The following is an 18347-nucleotide window of genomic DNA, read 5'->3' as shown; positions in this document are numbered from 1 at the left end:
CTTTCACCCGTTGAGGGCGAAGTCGCGGGGGTCAACACTCGTACCCCGATCCATGAGGATCCGGATGAAAGGTTGGGCACCTTGCGGCGCAACATGATGAGAGTCACCGGAGCGGTGGCGATGAGCGCGGTGCTGGCGCTCGGTGCGGGCGCCTGCGGCGGCGACGATGGCGGCAGCGGCGGCGACACCCTGAACATCGGTTTCATGGGTGACCTTACGGGTCCGGACTCGGCGATCGTCATCCCGCCGTTCAACGGTGCGCAGCTGGCGATCGACCAGTACAACGCGACGAACCCGAAGAAAAAAGTCAAGCTGATCCGCTATGACACGCAGGGCAAGGAGAACCAGGCCGCGGCGCTGGCTCCCAAGGCGATCAAGGACGACAAGATCGTCGCGATGATCGGCCCGGCGTTCTCCGGCGAGTCCAAGGCCGCCAACGGCATCCTGGACAAGGGCAAGGTCCCGAGCATCACGCCGTCGGCGACCAACCCGGACCTGTCCAAGGCCGGCCACAAGTTCTGGCACCGCCTGGTCGCCACCGACCAGGCCCAGGGCACCGGCATCGCCGAGGCGCTGATCAAGGCCAAGTCGCCGAAGAAGGCCTACGTCATCAACGGCAAGAAGGCCTACAGCATCGGTATCGGTGACTTCGCCTTCCAGGCGTTCAAGGCCAAGGGCATCGACACCCAGCGTGACCAGATCGATGAGACGGCGTCGGACTTCTCCTCGACCGTCACCAAGGTCGTGGCGGCCAAGCCGGACGTCATCTTCTACGGCGGCTACTACTCCGAGGGCGGCAAGCTCCTCAAGCAGCTGCGCGACGGCGGCGTGACCGCCCTGTTCGCCTCCGGCGACGGCTCGCTGGACGCCAAGCTGGTCGAGGCGGCCGGTGCCAAGCAGGCTGAGAACGCCCTGCTCGGCTGCCCCTGCTTCATCCCGTTCGGTGAGCAGACCGACCCGACGCTGGTGAAGTTCGTCAGTGACTACAAGGCGAAGGTCAACGCCAACCCGGCGATCTACTCGACCGAGGGCTACGACGCCGCGACGGCCTTCATCGCAGCGATCAAGGGCGGCAACGAGACCGGCGAGAAGATCAACGACTTCCTGAAGACCTACGACACCAAGGGTGTCTCCAAGCAGGTCAAGTGGGGCCCGGAAGGCGAGCTGGCCGAGACCACGATTCACCTGTACCAGGTTCAGGACGGAGCCATCAAGTGGCTCGGCAAGTCCGATGAGGCCAAGCCGAAGGGCTGATAGGGCCCAGTTGCCACGCATGTGACGGCGCCGAGGCGGGAGCGCTACCGCGCTCCCGCCTCTGTCAGTCGGACGGCTGACCGCCGTCCCCGTCTTGAAGGCGAAACCCCATTGCTCAACGACTTCATCAACCAGTTCTGGCCGTCCACAGTGGGTGGCCTGACCGTCGGAGCCATCTACGCGCTGATCGCGCTCGGCTACACGATGGTCTACGGCGTCCTGCGCCTCATTAACTTCGCGCACTCCGAGATCTTCATGATCGGCACGGTCGCGGCACTGTTCACGGTGACGGAGATCTTCACTGTGACCTCCCCGTACACCGGCTTCGCGATGATCGGCATGCTGCTGCTGATCATGGCGGTCGCGATGGCGGCCTCCGGCGGTGCGGCGGTCCTTCTGGAGGTCGTCGCCTACCGCCCGCTTCGAAAGAAGGGCGCCTCGCGGCTGGCCGCGCTGATCTCGGCGATCGGCGCCTCCTTCTTCCTGCAGGAGCTGTTCGCCCTGCAGGTGATCCCCAACCTGTTCGACCGGCCCGAGGGCCGCAACCAGGTCGGCGTGCCCCGGATCGTCGAACGCGACAAGCTCTTCGAGATCTTCGGTGCCACCGTCCGCCTGGACCACGTGATCGTCATCATCGCCGCGGTGGTCATGATGGTCCTGCTGGACCAGTTCGTGAACCGGACCAAGGTCGGCCGCGGTATCCGCGCGACGGCCCAGGACCCCGAGACGGCCGTCCTGATGGGCGTCAACATCGACACCATCGTGCGCACCACCTTCCTGCTGGGTGGCGCCATGGCCGGTGTCGCCGCCGTCCTCTACGTCGTGGAGTTCGAGCTGACGGTCTACAACGTCGGGTTCGTGCTCGGCGTCAAGGCGTTCACCGCCGCCGTGCTCGGCGGAATCGGCAACCTGCGCGGTGCGCTGCTCGGCGGTTTCGCACTGGGACTGATCGAGAACTGGGGTGCGATCTTCTTCGGCTCCGAGTGGAAGGACGTCATCGCCTTCACCGTTCTCGTGGTCATCCTCATGTTCCGTCCCACCGGTATCCTCGGTGAATCTCTCCAGCAGGCGCGCGCATGAACCTCAAGCAGACACTCAGTGCAAGGAGCGGTGTGTCGGACCGGATCCGCGATTGGTGGGCGGGCGCGCCCATGTGGACGCGCTGGCTCGTATACCTGCTGCTGCTCCTCTTCGTGGTCTTCGTCCTGCCGACCGAGGGCGTCGCGTCGATCATGTCGCCGCAGACCGACTGGATCACCACCCTGTGGGACCCGATCGGGATCTACATCCTGCTGGCGCTCGGCCTCAACATCGTGGTCGGCCAGGCCGGCCTGCTCGACCTCGGATTCGTCGCGTTCTTCGCCATCGGCGCGTACAGCGTCGGCGTGCTCGGCCGGGAGGGCTGGCCGTTCTGGGGCACGGTCGTGGCGGCGCTCGCCATCGCCGCCATCTCCGGCATCGTCCTCGGCGCGCCGACGCTGCGGCTGCGCGGCGACTATCTCGCGATCGTGACGCTGGGCTTCGGTGAGATCATCCGGATCGTCGCGCGGAACACCACCTACATCGGCGACTCGCGCGGCATCTCCGACCTGCCCCGGCCACCGTCGATGTTCGGCCTGGACTTCAACGACGTGCTGGACGCGAGCGCGTTCTACTACCTCATCGTGGCGATGATCGTGCTAGTGATCGTCATCTCGGTGCGGTTGAACAAGAGCCGGGTCGGCCGGGCCTGGGCCGCGATCCGCGAGGATGAGGACGCCGCCGAGCTGATGGGCGTGCCCACGTTCAAGTTCAAGCTGCTCGCGTTCTTCGTCGGCGCCATGGTCGGCGGTCTCGCCGGAACGGGCCAGATGGGCGGCGTGCAGGGCTACATCCAGCCTGAGAACTTCCCGTTCATCCTGTCGGCGACCATCCTGGTCTGTGTGGTCTTCGGTGGTTCGGGCAACATCCCGGGTGTGATCCTGGGCGCGTTCATCATCGCCTGGCTGCCGGAGCGGTTCCGGTTCCTGGACGACTACCGTTACATGTTGTTCGGTGCCGTGCTGGTGATCATGATGATCGTCCGGCCCGAGGGCCTGCTGCCGTCCCGGCAGCGCAAGGCCGAGATGCAGGAGGGCACCGGCGGCATGGGCTCCATGGGCGCCGAGGTGGCCACCCCGACGACGGCGGCTCCGGAGGTGGGCGGCAAGTGAGCGACGTGAGCATGGACAAGGCGGCCGGCGCGCCGGCTCCCGGCACGGCGACCCCGCTGCTGGAACTGCGCGACGTCGTGATGCGGTTCGGCGGCGTCGTGGCGCTCAAGAAGGTCGCGTTCAACGTCAACAAGGGCGAGATCTTCGCGCTGATCGGCCCGAACGGCGCCGGCAAGACCACGGTGTTCAACGTGACCACCGGCGTCTACAAGCCGACCGAGGGCGCGATCCACTTCGACGGCCAGCGCATCAGCGGCATGAAGCGGTTCAAGGTCACCAAGCGCGGTGTCGCCCGTACGTTCCAGAACATCCGGCTGTTCCACAACATGTCGGCGCTGGAGAACGTGATGGTCGGCGCCGACGCCAACCACAAGACCGGCGCGGTCGGCGCGATCCTCGGTCTGCCTTGGCACTACAAGGAAGAACGCCGAGGCCGCGAGCTGGCCAGGGAGTTGCTGGAGTTCGTCGGCATCGGTCACCGTTCGGACGAGACGGCCAAGAACCTGCCGTACGGCGACCAGCGGCGCCTGGAGATCGCCCGCGCACTGGCGACCGATCCGAAGCTGCTTCTGCTCGACGAGCCCGCGGCGGGCATGAACCCCGCCGAGAAGGTCGCGCTGCAGGGGCTCATCCGCAAGATCCGCGACTCCGGCCGCACCGTGCTGCTCATCGAGCACGACATGGGCCTGGTGATGAACATCGCCGACCGGCTCGCGGTCCTGGACTTCGGCGAGAAGATCGCCGAGGGGCTGCCCTCGGAGGTCCAGAGCAACCCGAAGGTGATCGAAGCGTATTTGGGGGCTCCCGCCGATGCTTCTTGAGATCGAGGACATCCACGTCCACTACGGCAAGATCGAAGCGCTCAAGGGCGTGTCGCTGCAGGTCGACGAGGGTGAGATCGTCACCCTCATCGGCGCCAACGGCGCGGGCAAGAGCACCACGCTGAAGACGATCAGCGGGCTGCGCCCGCTGACGTCCGGCCGGATCACCTTCGACGGCAAGGACATCAGCAAGGTCCCGGGCCACAAGCGGGTGCTCCTGGGCATCGGCCAGTCGCCGGAAGGCCGGGGCATCTTCCCCGGCATGACGGTCGAGGAGAACCTCCACATGGGCGCGTACGCCCGCAAGGGGGACCTCACCAAGGACATGGCCGAGGTGTACGACCTGTTCCCGCGGCTCGGTGAGCGCAAGAAGCAGGCCGGCGGCACCATGTCCGGCGGTGAGCAGCAGATGCTGGCCATCGGGCGCGCGCTGATGACCAAGCCCAAGGTGCTGCTGCTCGACGAGCCCTCGATGGGTCTGGCACCGATGCTGATCCAGCAGATCTTCAAGATCATCGAGGAGATCAACCGGCGCGGCACCACGGTCCTGGTGGTCGAGCAGAACGCCCAGCAGGCGCTCTCGCTGGCGCACCGCGCGTACGTGATCGAGACCGGCAAGGTCGTCAAGTCCGCGCCCGCCGCGGAACTGCTGACCGACCCGGAGGTCCGGGCCGCCTACCTCGGTGGCGACCTGGCCGTGGACGAGGCGGCGAACGACACCGCCGTCGACACCACCCCACGGAACGGCCAGGACTAGCCGCCTGATCGGACCAGTCGTCTGACCGGAAGCCGTGGCACCTGCGGGGCGACCCTCGCGGGGCCACGGCTTCCGTCGTTCCCAGGCACGTGCCCAAGACAGGCGTACGTCCCTCAGGGCAGGCGTACGTCCCTCAGGGCAGGCGGAGGTCGGTGCCCTCCTCGTCCTTCATGTCGGTCAGCGTGGAGCCGCCGAACAGGCGCAGGCCCGTGGCCCTGGCTCCGGCCGGGAGGTCGTACCAGAGATCGAACTCCACGCGCATGGCGGCGCCCAGGTCGAACGTGAACGGCTGCCGCTTGACGATCATCGCGTCGTAGTCGGGCTTGTGGGCCGCGCCGTCGGAGGAGAGCAACCGCTGCTTGTTCACGTCCACGAGCGTCGTGGTGCGGCCGTTGTTGACCATCACGAGCCGGACCCGGACGAACTGGCCCTTCGCCTTCACGTTGGCGTGGCTCCCGGTGATCTCCGGCATGACGGTCAGCCCGATCACGCTGAACGAGGTGTCCCCATCCGAGATGGGGGCGAGCTTCAGCGCCTTCTCGTCGGGCCGGACCGGCCGGGGGGACAACTCGTACGTGGCCGGCGCCTTGGGAGACTCGTCGTCCCCGGAGCACGCCGCCGACGAGACCAGCACGGCCCCGGCTGCCGCCACAACAACGATCAAGCGCATGACGCGACGGTAGGCAGCGTCCCTCATCCGCAGGAACACCGCAGACCCTTTTGCAACCGAACCGCAACCGGTGACCGCCCTTAGCCGGTCACATGCCGCGCCTGTCCGGGTCTCGAAAAAGAGTGTCTCGCCGGGCAACCTTGGAGTGTCGCTCCGCGTAATAGATCCCGAGAAGTGGCGGATTGGGAGGGCGGCACGTGGCGGACCGGTCTGACTATCCGGAGTTCGTGGCCTCGCGCGGGGAGGGCCTGCTGCTGACCGCCTACCTGCTGACGCGCAACTGGGCGACCGCTGAGGATCTGCTGCAGGAGGCGCTGGTCAAGGCCTGGCGGGCGTGGCCGAGGCTGGCTGAGTCGCCCGACGCGTACGTCCGGAAGGTCGTGGTCAACACCTACATCTCCTGGTGGCGGAGGTGGGGTGGCGAGGACCCCTCGGCCGACCTGCCCGAACGCGTGGACGGCCCGGACGAGTACCGCAGCTACGACGATCGTGACGCGATCTGGCAGGCGGTGGGCAGGCTCCCGCGCCGGCAGCGCGCCGTGCTCGTGCTCCGCTACTACGAGGAGCTCACGATCGGGGAGGTGGCGGAGATCCTCGGTTGCACGGAGGGGACCGTCAAGAGCCAGACCAGCAAGGCCTTGACCAAGTTGCGGGCGGACGAATCGATCGTCCCGCTTCCCGTCATCGAGGGGGCCTGAGCCGGATGCCGACGACCGAGGAAGACCTGGTGCGGAGGGCGTTCGCGGCCCGCCGTGGTGAAGCGCCGGCGCCCAACGCCGACCGCGTACGACAGGTGCGGGCTCGCATCCGGCGCGCGCGCCGACGGCGGCGGACGGCCGGCTCGATCGCGGCGATCGCGGTGGCGGTGGCGGTCGCCCTGCCACTCGCGCAAGGGGAGACCGGCGATCGTCTGCCGGCGGCGGCACAGGTGCCGGCGGCGCCTGCGTTCGGAGAGGGACCGGGCCGTCAGCTGGCCTCAGTGGTGTTCACCTGGCCTCAGGGCGACTACGTGTCCATGCGGGTGCGGCGCGTGGACGAGCCGCTCAGATTGCGCCTGGCATGCAACAACTACCTCGAAGCGGTGGCCGAGCTCAGCATCCGGGTCGACGGGGGAACCGCGAGCTCGCACAGGCACATCCTGCCGTGTCTCGGAGGGAGGGGGCAGGACACGGGGGCCCTGCTCCCTGTGCCCAAAGGAGCGACGGTGCTCGTGGATGCACGTGCCGTCGTTCCCCGTGACGCCGTGCCGACCCCGGAAGAAGCGGTCGAAGGCGGGCCGCCGAGGCCTCGCGCGCTGCGTCTGGGAGTCTTCGCGTCCAGCCGGCCACTGTCGGGCCACCGCGACACGGTCACCTTCGAGGATCGGCCGAGCGGGCGGAAGCTCGACACGTCGCCCGCCTGTATCCCGGACGCCGACACACTGTGCCAGGTGGGCTGAACGTGCTCGGTGGGCTGAACGTGCTCGGGCCCGGGATCACCTTTGGGGCCGCACGGGCCTTCCCCGGACACGTACGTTGTCTACTCGGTGATCCCGGGCCGTTCCAATCCACGCTACCGACCGTTCAACGCCGACCGCAAAGGAAGTCGCGACTTGACCCGAGAAAGATCCTGTTGTCAGGAAATGGGGGCGTCGTGTCAAGAAGCGGGGGCGTCGCGGAGCATGCAGGTGAGCCGGGCGGTGCAGACGCGGCGGTCCTGGTCGTCGGTGATCGCGATGTCGTAGGTCGCGAGCGTGCGGCCGCCGTGGACTCGGGTGGCGACGGCGGTCACGAAGCCCTCGGTGGCGGAGCGGTGGTGGGTGGCACTGATCTCGATGCCGACGGCGATGCGGCCCTCGCCCGCGGTGAGGGCGGCGCCGACGGAGCCGACCGACTCGGCGAGGACGCAGGAGGCGCCGCCGTGCAGGAGGCCGTACGGCTGGGTGTTGCCCTTCACCGGCATGCGGCCGACGACGCGCTCCGGTGAGGCCTCCAGGTACTCGACCCCCATCGCCTGCGCCAGATCGCCGTGGGCGTCGATCCCGCGTTCCTCCAAGATCTTCGCCCGCTGATCGGCGGTGTCAGTCACGTATGCCTCCCTCAAACTGTCGTACGGGCAGACTAGAGTCCTGGTGTGGCGAAAGAACCATCGACCCCTGACAAGCAGACGCTCCTCCTCCTCGACGGGCATTCCCTGGCCTACCGGGCGTTCTTCGCGCTCCCGGTCGAAAACTTCTCGACGACCGACGGGCAGCCGACCAACGCGGTCTACGGCTTCACGTCGATGTTGATCAACGTGCTGCGGGACGAGCAGCCGTCTCACATCGCGGTGGCGTTCGACCGGTCCGAGCCGACGTTCCGGCACGAGCAGTACGTCGAGTACAAGGCCGGCCGGCAGAAGACCCCCGACGAGTTCCGGAGCCAGATCAGCCTCATCTTCGAGGTGCTGGACGCGCTGCGCATCCCGCGCCTGTCGGTGGCGGGGTTCGAGGCCGACGACGTCATCGCCACGCTCGCGGTGCAGGCCACCGAGGCCGGCATGAAGACGCTCATCGTCACCGGCGACCGCGACGCGTTCCAGCTGGTCAACGACGACGTCACGATCCTCTACCCGATCCGTGGCGTGTCGGAGCTGGGCCGCTACGACCCGGCCGCGGTCGAGGCCAAGTACGGCGTCCCGCCCGAGCGTTACCGCGAGCTGGCCGCGCTCGTCGGCGAGAGCAGCGACAACCTGCCGGGCGTGCCCGGCGTCGGGCCCAAGACCGCCGCCAAGTGGCTGGCCAAGTACGGCGGCCTGGACGAGCTCGTCGCCCACGTGGACGAGATCAAGGGCAAGGCGGGCGACAACCTGCGCGAGCACCTCGGCGACGTGCTGCGCAACCAGCAGATCAACAAGCTCGACTGCGAGGTCGGGCTCGAGCTCACCCCGCCGCAGCTGTCGATGGGCCAGTGGGAGCGCGAGGAGATCCACGCCCTCTTCGACTCGCTGCAGTTCCGGGTGCTGCGCGAGCGCCTCTACGCGTCCCTCTCGGCGCCCGAGCCGGAGGCCGACGAGGGCTTCGACATCGACCTCGAGCACCTGGAGCCCGGAGGCCTCGGCGCCTGGCTGGACCAGAACGCGACCACCGCCGACCGCATCGGCATCGCCGTCACCGGGAGCTGGGGCCGCGGCACCGGCGAGCTGACCGCGATCTCCCTTGCTCGCCGTGGAACGGACCCGGCGTCCAAGAAGGGCCCCGCGATCTTCCTCGACCCGGCCGAGCTGATCGAAGACGACGAACGCGCCCTCGCCGCCTACCTGGCGGATCCGTCCCGCCCCAAGGCCATGCACGAGGCCAAGGGCCCGATGCTGGCCCTGTACGCCCGCGGCCTCACCCTCGAAGGGCTCACCAGCGACACCGCGCTCGCCGCCTACCTCGCGCTGCCCGGCCAGCGCACGTTCGACCTGGCCGACCTGGCCCTGCGCTACCTGCACCGCGAGCTGCGCAGCGAGACCGAAGACTCCGGCCAGCTGACCCTCGACGGCTCCGGCGAGGAGGAGGCCGCCAACGACCTGGCCGTCCGCGCCCGCGCCGTCGCCGAGCTGGCCGACGTCTTCGACAAGGACCTGGAAAAGCGCGGCGCCACCCGCCTGCTGCACGAGGTCGAGCTGCCTTTGGTCCGCGTCCTGGCCGACATGGAGCGCGCCGGCATCGCCGTCGACGCCGACCACCTGGCCGGCCTGTCAGCCTCACTCGGCGGCCAGGTCAAGGAGACCGAGCAGCTGGCCCACGACGCCGTCGGCCACGAGTTCAACCTGGGCTCGCCGAAACAGGTCCAGCAGGTCCTGTTCGAGGAGCTCAACCTCCCCAAGACCAAGCGCACCAAGACCGGCTACACCACCGACTCCGACGCGCTCACGGGCCTGCTCGCCAAGGACGGCCACCCCGTCCTGGAGCACATCCTGCGCTGGCGCGAGGTCGCCAAGCTCAAGAGCATCGTCGACTCGCTCATCCCGATGGCCGACGACGCCGGTCGCATCCACACCACGTTCAACCAGATGGTCGCCGCCACCGGACGGCTCTCCTCCACCGACCCCAACCTGCAGAACATCCCGATCCGCACCGCGGAGGGCCGGCAGATCCGCGAGGCCTTCGTCGTCGGCGCCGACCACGAGTCGCTCCTGACCGCCGACTACAGCCAGATCGAGCTGCGGATCATGGCGCACCTGTCGGAGGACCAGGCGCTCCTGGACGCCTTCTCCTCCGGGGCCGACTTCCACACGATCACGGCGTCCCGGGTCTTCGACCTGCCCGCCGACCAGATCGACTCGGAGCTGCGCGCCCGGATCAAGGCGATGAACTACGGCCTCGCCTACGGCCTGTCGGCGTTCGGGCTCTCCCAGCAGCTGCGCATCTCGCCGGACGAGGCGCGCGGCCTCATGGAGGAGTACTTCCAGCAGTTCGGCGGCGTCCGCGACTACCTGCAGAACGTCGTCGCCAAGGCCCGCCACGACGGCTACACCGAGACCATCCTCGGCCGCCGCCGCTACCTGCCCGACCTCAACTCCGACAACCGCCAGCGCCGCGAGATGGCCGAACGCATGGCCCTCAACGCCCCCATCCAGGGCTCCGCGGCCGACATCATCAAGGTCGCGAGCCTCAACGTCGACCGGGCCCTGCGCTCCCACGGCCTCCGGTCCCGCATGCTTCTCCAGGTCCACGACGAGCTCGTCTTCGAAGTGGCCCCCGGCGAGCACGACGACCTCAAGGCCCTGGTCAGCGAGCAGATGGTCGGCGCCTACGAGCTCAAGGCCCCCCTGGAGGTCTCCATGGGCACCGGCCGCACCTGGCAGGATGCGGCGCACTGACCGACCCGTCTCCGTGTCCGTCGCCCGGCGGGCACGGAGAGCGATAACATCGCTCCAGCGAGCCACTCCCGGCTCGCGGTCCAACCGAGGTCTCCCTTGGGTCACGGTCGTACGCAGCAGGACGCCGCTCCCTCTGATGCCCGCAAGGGGCACACGACAGCCACGCCGATCCGCCATACACGAAACCCACCCATGACCTTTCGGTCCGCAACGATGCGAGAGAGGAAACCCTCACGTGAGTTCGCCGGAAGAGTCCAGCACCCCTCCGCTGGAAGAGTTCGACGCGGCCGCCCCCCGCATGTTCAGGAGCCCCGAAGAGATCAACCGGAAGATCTCCCAGCACAGCAACGAGTTCTACGCCGTCTACGACCTCATCAGGGAGGTCGAGAACACACAGAAGAAGCAGTTCAATCACCTCGGTGGGCGACTGCTTCAGCAGGGCGTTCGCCTCGACCAGATCGAGGGCGACCTCGGTGACATGGCCACCGGGCTCGAGCGAATGAACGTTCGGCTCCGTTCGACCGACATCCGGGTCGAACGCGTCGAGGTCCAGATCAGCGCTCTCAACCAGAGAGTCGATGCACTCGACAGGAAGCTCGACGTGATCGACAAGAAGATCGACGAGCGGTTCGAGCAGATCGTCGGTCTGCTGACAAAGGCTGAGGGGAGCGAGGGCTAGCCGGGTCGGCTCAGATGGCCGGGCGTTTCCCTTGTGGGGCGTCCGGCCTTCTGTTCGAGTGGGTGCGGGCGGCCCTAGGCTGTTCTGGTCGTGTCAGTGACGATCGACGGGAGGCCTGTGCCAACCCTCCACAAGCTCGCCGGTTTCCTGATCGTTTGTGCGGTGGTCCTCGGGCTCACGCTGCCAGGGGCCCGGCGCGATGAGAAGCCCCCTGCGGACGCGGCACGGGCGGCGCAGCGAGGCAAGGCCTCACCGGGTGTCACGGCCACGGCCAGGCCTGCGGGGGCCGCCACGCCGTCGGCGACGCCGACGGGGCCGGTCAAGATCGGGGCGGCGAGTCCGGCGGCGGTGTCGGCCAAGGCCAACGAGCTGGGCGAGATCCCGGTGCTCATGTACCACCGGATCATGAAGAAGACCGAGCTGTCGCTGGACCGGTCGGTCACCGAGTTCCGGAACGAGGTGACCCGGCTCGCCAAGGAGGGCTATGTGCCCATCACGGCGGCCGAGCTGGTGAGCGGGCGGATCGATGTGCCGCTCGGTAAACATCCGGTGGTCTTGACCTTCGACGACAGCACCCCCGGTCATTTCGGGCTCGACGCGCAGGGCAGGCCCAAGCCCGACACGGCCGTGGCGATCCTGATGGAGGTCGCGGCCAAGTTCCCGGGGTTCCGGCCGGTCGCGACGTTCTACCTGAACGACGATCTCTTCGGGATGGGCGACCAGGCGGGCGCGGGGCTCAAGTGGCTCCAGCAGCACGGGTTCGACCTGGGCAACCACACGGTGAGCCATCCGGACCTCTCGCAGCTGTCCCAGAAGGAGGTCCAGAAGGAGATCGGGGGGATGGAGAGCAAGATCTTCTCGTTGACGGGGACGCATGCGGCGACGCTCGCCTACCCGTTCGGGTCGGTGCCCGAGAAGCGGTCCTGGGCCCAGAAGAAGGACGGGGAGTACGACTTCAAGGGGGTCCTGCTGGCCGGCTGGAAGCCCTCCGGCTCGCCGTTCGACAAGGACTTCGACCCGTTCGCGATCCTGCGGGTGCGATCCGAGGGCAAGATCAGCGAAAACGACTGCCGGGAGTTCTGCTCGATCGCCTGGCTGGACAAGCTGAACAAGGATCCGGACACGCGGTACACATCGGATGGCGATCCGAATACCATTTCATTCAGGGCGTCGGACGAGAGGTTGCTCGCCAAGAAGTACCGGCCCTTTGGGCGTTCCTACTGAGTGGAGGGGCACAAGCAGGCCCCCTCCGATTGACCGCACGTGTCTCGTCCCATATCCTGATCGCTGCGCTGTGGGCTTGCGCGTGCTTCAGACGGAGCAGGCTCGCGCTCGGTCAGGTCGTTGACTTCGGTTCGGTTCATTGACGTCGCTCAGGCTGCGTCCCTTCCCGGTCCTCGGCAGGGCGGATATAAGGCCCTCCGCGCGTTGATGACACCTACGCATGTCCGTATCCGGAGCCAGCCGACACATGACGAGTAGCACCGAGGCCACCTCGACCACCCCGCAGGTAGCGGTCAATGACATCGGCTCCGAGGAAGCATTCCTCGCGGCGATCGATGAGACCATCAAGTACTTCAACGACGGCGACATTGTCGAAGGCACCGTCGTCAAGGTCGATCGTGACGAGGTCCTCCTCGACATCGGCTACAAGACCGAGGGTGTCATTCCCTCTCGCGAGCTCTCCATCAAGCACGATGTCGACCCCAACGAGGTCGTCACCGTCGGAGACCACGTCGAGGCCCTCGTCCTTCAGAAGGAGGACAAGGAAGGCCGTCTGATCCTGTCCAAGAAGCGCGCTCAGTACGAGCGGGCCTGGGGCACGATCGAGAAGATCAAGGACGAGGACGGCATCGTCACCGGCACCGTCATCGAGGTCGTCAAGGGTGGTCTCATCCTGGACATCGGCCTGCGGGGCTTCCTGCCCGCCTCCCTCGTGGAGATGCGCCGGGTCCGCGACCTGCAGCCGTACGTCGGCCGCGAGCTCGAAGCCAAGATCATCGAGCTGGACAAGAACCGCAACAACGTGGTCCTGTCCCGCCGTGCCTGGCTGGAGCAGACCCAGAGCGAGGTCCGCCAGACCTTCCTCAACACCCTCCAGAAGGGCCAGGTCCGCAAGGGCGTGGTCTCCTCGATCGTCAACTTCGGTGCGTTCGTGGACCTGGGCGGCGTCGACGGTCTGGTGCACGTCTCCGAGCTGTCCTGGAAGCACATCGACCACCCGTCTGAGGTCGTCGAGGTGGGCCAGGAGGTCACGGTCGAGGTCCTGGACGTCGACATGGAGCGCGAGCGCGTCTCCCTGTCGCTCAAGGCGACCCAGGAAGACCCGTGGCAGCAGTTCGCCCGGACCCACCAGATCGGCCAGGTCGTGCCCGGCCGCGTCACCAAGCTGGTGCCGTTCGGCGCGTTCGTCCGTGTCGAGGAGGGCATCGAGGGCCTGGTCCACATCTCCGAGCTGGCCGAGCGCCACGTGGAGATCCCCGAGCAGGTCGTCCAGGTCGGCGACGAGATCTTCGTGAAGATCATCGACATCGACCTCGACCGGCGCCGCATCAGCCTGTCGCTCAAGCAGGCCAACGAGGGCGTCGTGGTCGAGGAAGAGGAGTTCGACCCGACCCTGTACGGCATGCCCGCCGAGTACGACGAGCAGGGCAACTACAAGTACCCCGAGGGCTTCGACGCCGAGACCGGCGAGTGGCTCGAGGGCTTCGACGAGCAGCGTGAGACCTGGGAGCGGCAGTACGCCGAGGCCCGGTCGCGGTTCGACGCGCACCGCAAGCAGATCGAGGACGCCCGCAAGGCCGAGGCTGAGGCCGAGGCCACCGGCGGGACGACCTCGGTCGGCGGCGGCGGAGGCGACACCTCGTACTCCGGGGGCGGTGACGACACCGAGACCACCGGTGGCGCCCTCGCCACCGACGAGGCCCTCGCCGCCCTGCGCGAGAAGCTCTCCGGCGGCCAGTAAGCCGAGTGGGGGCCCCGGCCCCCACGCCCGGTCGGTGACCTGAGATCACGGCCGGAGGGAGATCCCCAGGATCCCCCTCCGGCCGTGATCTGTTTTCCACCCGGCCAACGGGGTGTTCGGCGTGCTTTTCGACCCGTCGGGGTCGTTGCCGATACGCTCGGATCCGTGTTCCCCGGCGCCGATCCCGGGCCATGATCCCGGGGCACGGCCCCATGTACCCGCTCGTCCTCCGGAGCAGTTGTTTCCCTTGGCCAGTACAGACGTAGGCACTCCCCGACCTGATCAGACCGGTGGCCCCGCCCAGCCCACCGGTCCCTCGATCGTCCCGCAGGGCCCGGCGCGGCTCGTGCTGATCGCGATCACGGTCGCCGTCCTCGCGCAGACCCTGCGTTTCTCGCTTCCCCAGCTCGACCGGTTCGCCGACACCGCGGGCACCGGCGCGGCCGCCGCGCTGATCGTGCTCGTTTACCTGGCGGGCCTCCTCAGCCCGCTGATCAGACGGGCGGCCGGGCCGCAGGGCCTGCTGCTGGCCGGCGTGGGCGGCCTGTTCGCCGTGCGCCTGCTCGCGCAGGCGCTGTCGCCGCAGCTCTGGCTGGCGTTCCTCGGCACGGCCATCGGCATGATCGCGGTGGCGGCGCTGTACGAGGGCGCTCGGGGCCTGTCGGGAGTCGGTTTCGCCACGGCGGCGGTCGCCGGCCTCGCGGTCGACTCCGCCGTCCGGATGGCGTTCGCGACGTGGGATCCGGCCTGGCGTTCGGGTGTCTGGCCGTGGCTCGCCTGCTTGCTGTACGTCGGCCTGGGGGCGGCTGCGCTCTACCGGGAGATGTCGTCGGGGTCTGTCGCCCCGCCGGGGATCTCCTGGCGGGACGCGCTGGGGGCGGCGGCGTTCGGGCCGTTCCTCGCGTTGCAGATTTTGATCTTGTCCAGCCCGGCGTTCGTCGCCTCATCCGGTTGGCAGTCGCTCGTCGGCGCGCACATTGTGATCGTTGTCGGCCAGGGGCTGGCTCTGGCGTTCCTCGCCTCGGGTCTGGCGGTACGCGCCGTCCCGGGCGGTGTCTGCGTGCTCGGCGGCACGCTGCTCGGGGTGGGGGCCGGGGCGATCGCCGGGACCTACGCGGTCGCCGGGGTCGAGATCGTTCCCGTCGTGATCGTCGGCCAGGTCCTGGCGGCCTGGCTGCTGGCGGTCGCGTGCCGGGCTCCGCTGCGCCGTGCCGGCGCCGGCGGGCCGGTGTGGCGGATCGACGTCGGCGCCGCCATCGGCGGTTGCCTCGTGGCGCTGATCCTTATCCCGTACCAGGTCAGCGCTGTCACGCCACTGCCGCTGCCCAACAACGTGCTCCCCGGCCTGGCCGGGATCCTGCTGGGCGCGCTCGCCGCGATCGCCGCGGCGCGGGGAGGGCCGCTGCCCGCCCGTGCGCCGCTGCGGGCGGTGACCGCCGGCGCCGCCTCGCTCGGACTGCTGGCAGGCACCGCGATCTTCACGATCGCCGCCCCGAAGAACCAGGCCCGCGCGGCCACCCCCGGCCAGGTGCGCGTCGTCACCTACAACATCCACGACGCCGTCAACACCAAGGGCCGGCTCGATCCCGAGGGCATCGCCAAGACCATCGAGGCGCAGAAGGCCGATGTCGTCCTGCTCCAGGAGGCCAGCCGCGGCTCCCTGCTTTCGGGCACCACCGACGTGGGCGTATGGCTGTCGCGCCGGCTCGGCATGAAACTGCTGTGGGGCCCCGCCGCCGACGGCCAGTTCGGCAACGCGATCCTCACGTCACTGCCGGTGAAGAAGTCGGGCACCGGGCGGATGCCCAAGGGGGACTGGTCGCAGATCCGTGGCTTCGTATGGGCGCGGCTGGGTGTCGGCAACACCTCGATCGACGTCTGGTCGACGCACCTGGAGGGCGGAGCCGACCAGGGTGACGAGCGCGTCCGCGAGGTCACCGCGCTGCTGCGGAGCTGGGGCGGCGCGCCCCGGACGATCATCGGCGGCGACATGAACGCCCGGCCGGGCAGCCCGGAGATCAGCCGGCTGCTGGAGGGCAACGGCGGCAGCGCCGAGCTGCGCAGCGCGGCTCGGGGCGACGCCACGCCCACCACCCCCGACGGCGACCGGATCGACTGGATCATCGGCACCGACGACCTGGTCTTCGACGACTACACCGTGACCCGGTCCGACGCGTCCGATCACTATCCCGTCGGGGTGACCGTCCGGATCGGGCGCTGAGCGGACCGGCGGCGGGCACCCCGGTAAGGTCGCCCTATGAGCACTGAGGACGTCAGGATCGAGCCGGCGAAGCCCGACGACGCGGGGGAGATCCTGACCGTGCAGCGCGCCGCGTACGTCAGCGAGGCGCAGCTGTACGGCGATCCCTTCATCCCGCCGCTGGTCGAGTCGCACGAGCAGCTCCACAAGGTGCTGAACGCCGACTCGGTGGTGCTCAAGGCGATGGCGGGCTCACGGCTGGTCGGTGCCGTGCGCGCCCAGTTCAGCGATCACACCTGCCTGATCGGCCGGCTCGTGGTGGCGCCCGACATGCAGGGCCGCGGCATCGGCAGGCGGCTCATGGAGGCCCTCGAACGCGAGGTGAGGGTACGCGCCGACGCGTGCGTGCTCTTCACCGGCCATCTCAGCGACGGCAACCTGAGGCTGTACCGCCGGCTGGGCTACACCGAGACCCACCGTGAACGCGTCGCCGCGCACCTTACCCTTGTGCACATGCGCAAGCCCCTGGTGCCCGCCGCCCAGGAGGCGTGATCCCGTGCTGCTGCGAGTGGGACTGACCGGCGGGATCGGCTCGGGCAAGAGCGAGGTGTCCAGGCGCCTGTCCGGCCATGGCGCCGTCATCATCGACGCCGACAAGATCGCGCGCGAGGTGGTCGAGCCGGGCACCCCCGGCCTGGCCGCGGTCGTGGCGGAGTTCGGCGAGGAGGTCCTGCTCCCGGACGGCGGGCTGGACCGCGAGAAGGTCGGCACGATCGTGTTCGGCGACGCCGACCGGCGGGGGGCCCTCAACGCCATCGTGCACCCGCTGGTCGGGGAACGCATGCAGGAGCTGATGGACGCCGCCCCGGAGGACGCGATCGTCGTCTACGACGTCCCCCTGCTCACCGAGAACGACCTCGCCGGGTTCTATGACATGGTCGTGGTCGTCGACACCCCGGTGGAGACGCAGCTCGACCGCCTCACCACCCGGCGCGGCATGACCGAGGAGGCCGCCCGGGCCCGGATCGGCGCCCAGGCCACCCGCGAGGCCCGCCGTGCCGTCGCCGACCACGTGATCGACAATTCCGGCTCGCTCGACGATCTCAAGGCTCAGGTCGACGAGCTCTGGGAAGAACTGACCCGCCGCGCCCAGGCGGCCCGGGAGGGAAGCGACGGCGCTTGAGCCTCGCCGTCGGGCGCGGACACCCCCAGGAGGACGCGTGATGCAGATGGCGTGGGCGACCGACCAGGGAAGCCCCGAGCGGCCCAACGAGGACTTCGTGGCGGCCGCGCCCGGTGCCGTGGTGGTGATCGACGGCTGTGGGCTCCCGCTCGACACCGATCTCGGCTGCGTCCACGGCACCGCCTGGTACGCGCGTTCCCTCGGCACGAGGCTGCTGGCACGGCTGACCGACAGCATGGGGACGGCGCCGCAGGCGGGTCCGCCCGTCGGCCCGCCCGAGGGTGCTCACCGCCCGGCGCGCCGGCCGCTCGTCGCCCGGCTGGCCGGGGCCATCGCCGACGTCGCGGCCTCGCACCGCGCCACCTGCGATCTCGGACTCGCCACGACGCCCGCCGCCACGGTCCTGGCCCTGCGCGTGCGCGGCGACGTGCTGGACTACCTGGTCCTCGCCGACTCCACCCTGCTCATCGACGGGACGGAATTCCTCCAGGAGATCACCGGCGGCCATGTCTATGCCGCCGCGGACCCGGGGGTGGCCGAGCACGCCATCACCGGCACGATCCCGCTGCGGGACCTCCGGCGGGCCTTCCTGCTCACCGACGGCGCCACCCGGCTGGTCGACGAGTTCGGCCTGACCGACTGGCCCGGCCTCGTCCAGCTGATCGACGAGCACGGTCCCGGCGGGCTGATCGGCCATACCCGCGACACCGAACGCACCGACCCGGAAGGCGACCGCTGGCCCCGCAACAAGATCCACGACGACGCGACCCTGGCCATCGTCAGCCTGTGACCCGGGCGC

Annotated in this window: 17 protein-coding genes; 15 read left to right on the top strand and 2 right to left on the bottom strand. The window is 68.8% G+C overall.

The window, feature by feature from the left end:
- Positions 1-93 precede the first annotated feature (93 nt).
- The 5 genes from F8566_RS37455 to F8566_RS37435 all read left to right on the top strand — a co-directional run bounded on the left by F8566_RS37455 (position 94) and on the right by F8566_RS37435 (position 5024).
- Positions 94-1254, top strand: a complete 1161-nt coding sequence (locus F8566_RS37455) for a branched-chain amino acid ABC transporter substrate-binding protein (protein WP_225993858.1) — start codon at positions 94-96, stop codon at positions 1252-1254.
- Between the two features lie 111 nt (positions 1255-1365).
- Positions 1366-2334: a branched-chain amino acid ABC transporter permease gene (locus F8566_RS37450; protein ID WP_151566817.1), complete on the top strand. Its 969-nt coding sequence runs from the start codon at positions 1366-1368 to the stop codon at positions 2332-2334.
- A gap of 32 nt (positions 2335-2366) precedes the next feature.
- A complete protein-coding gene (locus F8566_RS37445; protein WP_225993857.1) occupies positions 2367-3446 on the top strand; it encodes a branched-chain amino acid ABC transporter permease in 1080 nt (359 codons plus the stop codon).
- A gap of 11 nt (positions 3447-3457) precedes the next feature.
- Positions 3458-4267, top strand: a complete 810-nt coding sequence (locus F8566_RS37440; RefSeq protein WP_151566967.1) for an ABC transporter ATP-binding protein — start codon at positions 3458-3460, stop codon at positions 4265-4267.
- Positions 4257-5024 carry an ABC transporter ATP-binding protein gene (locus F8566_RS37435; RefSeq protein WP_151566813.1) on the top strand — a complete coding sequence of 256 codons (768 nt, stop codon included), beginning with the start codon at positions 4257-4259 and terminating at the stop codon, positions 5022-5024. The genes F8566_RS37440 and F8566_RS37435 overlap by 11 nt, the downstream gene beginning before the upstream one ends.
- Before the next feature lie 133 nt (positions 5025-5157).
- On the opposite strand, the gene F8566_RS37430 is transcribed toward F8566_RS37435, so the two are convergent.
- Complete coding sequence (locus F8566_RS37430; protein WP_151566811.1) at positions 5158-5694, bottom strand: DUF4352 domain-containing protein; 537 nt, start codon at positions 5692-5694, stop codon at positions 5158-5160.
- 197 nt (positions 5695-5891) lie between these two features.
- On the opposite strand from F8566_RS37430, the gene F8566_RS37425 reads away from it, so the two are divergent.
- Positions 5892-6392, top strand: coding sequence for a SigE family RNA polymerase sigma factor (locus tag F8566_RS37425; protein ID WP_151566809.1), 501 nt, complete (start codon positions 5892-5894; stop codon positions 6390-6392).
- 5 nt (positions 6393-6397) lie between these two features.
- Positions 6398-7132: a hypothetical protein gene (locus F8566_RS37420; protein ID WP_151566807.1), complete on the top strand. Its 735-nt coding sequence runs from the start codon at positions 6398-6400 to the stop codon at positions 7130-7132.
- Between the two features lie 197 nt (positions 7133-7329).
- Here the strand turns inward: F8566_RS37420 and F8566_RS37415 are convergent, their stop codons facing one another.
- Positions 7330-7761: a PaaI family thioesterase gene (locus F8566_RS37415; protein ID WP_404800380.1), complete on the bottom strand. Its 432-nt coding sequence runs from the start codon at positions 7759-7761 to the stop codon at positions 7330-7332.
- Positions 7762-7806: 45 nt separating this feature from the next.
- On the opposite strand from F8566_RS37415, the gene polA reads away from it, so the two are divergent.
- The 8 genes from polA to F8566_RS37375 all read left to right on the top strand — a co-directional run bounded on the left by polA (position 7807) and on the right by F8566_RS37375 (position 18338).
- The gene (gene polA / locus F8566_RS37410) at positions 7807-10521 is read left to right on the top strand and encodes a DNA polymerase I (RefSeq protein WP_151566805.1); all 2715 of its coding nucleotides are present in this window, start codon (positions 7807-7809) and stop codon (positions 10519-10521) included.
- 235 nt (positions 10522-10756) lie between these two features.
- The gene (locus F8566_RS37405; protein WP_151566803.1) at positions 10757-11200 is read left to right on the top strand and encodes a hypothetical protein; all 444 of its coding nucleotides are present in this window, start codon (positions 10757-10759) and stop codon (positions 11198-11200) included.
- Between the two features lie 117 nt (positions 11201-11317).
- Positions 11318-12424, top strand: coding sequence for a polysaccharide deacetylase family protein (locus F8566_RS37400; protein ID WP_151566801.1), 1107 nt, complete (start codon positions 11318-11320; stop codon positions 12422-12424).
- A 247-nt stretch (positions 12425-12671) separates the two neighbouring features.
- Positions 12672-14165: a 30S ribosomal protein S1 gene (gene rpsA / locus F8566_RS37395; RefSeq protein WP_151566799.1), complete on the top strand. Its 1494-nt coding sequence runs from the start codon at positions 12672-12674 to the stop codon at positions 14163-14165.
- Positions 14166-14412: 247 nt separating this feature from the next.
- Positions 14413-16386 (top strand): endonuclease/exonuclease/phosphatase family protein, encoded by a 1974-nt coding sequence (locus tag F8566_RS37390; protein WP_151566797.1) that lies wholly within the window; start codon positions 14413-14415, stop codon positions 16384-16386.
- 36 nt (positions 16387-16422) lie between these two features.
- On the top strand, positions 16423-16917 hold the full coding sequence (locus tag F8566_RS37385; protein ID WP_151566795.1) for a GNAT family N-acetyltransferase: 495 nt from the start codon (positions 16423-16425) through the stop codon (positions 16915-16917).
- 7 nt (positions 16918-16924) lie between these two features.
- Positions 16925-17548, top strand: a complete 624-nt coding sequence (coaE, locus tag F8566_RS37380) for a dephospho-CoA kinase (RefSeq protein WP_151566963.1) — start codon at positions 16925-16927, stop codon at positions 17546-17548.
- A gap of 40 nt (positions 17549-17588) precedes the next feature.
- On the top strand, positions 17589-18338 hold the full coding sequence (locus F8566_RS37375; protein ID WP_151566961.1) for a hypothetical protein: 750 nt from the start codon (positions 17589-17591) through the stop codon (positions 18336-18338).
- Positions 18339-18347 lie beyond the last annotated feature (9 nt).

The organism is Actinomadura rudentiformis, assembly GCF_008923185.1.
Taxonomy (GTDB): Bacteria; Actinomycetota; Actinomycetes; order Streptosporangiales; family Streptosporangiaceae; genus Spirillospora; species Spirillospora rudentiformis.
This window is presented reverse-complemented; position numbering and strand designations above follow the sequence as displayed.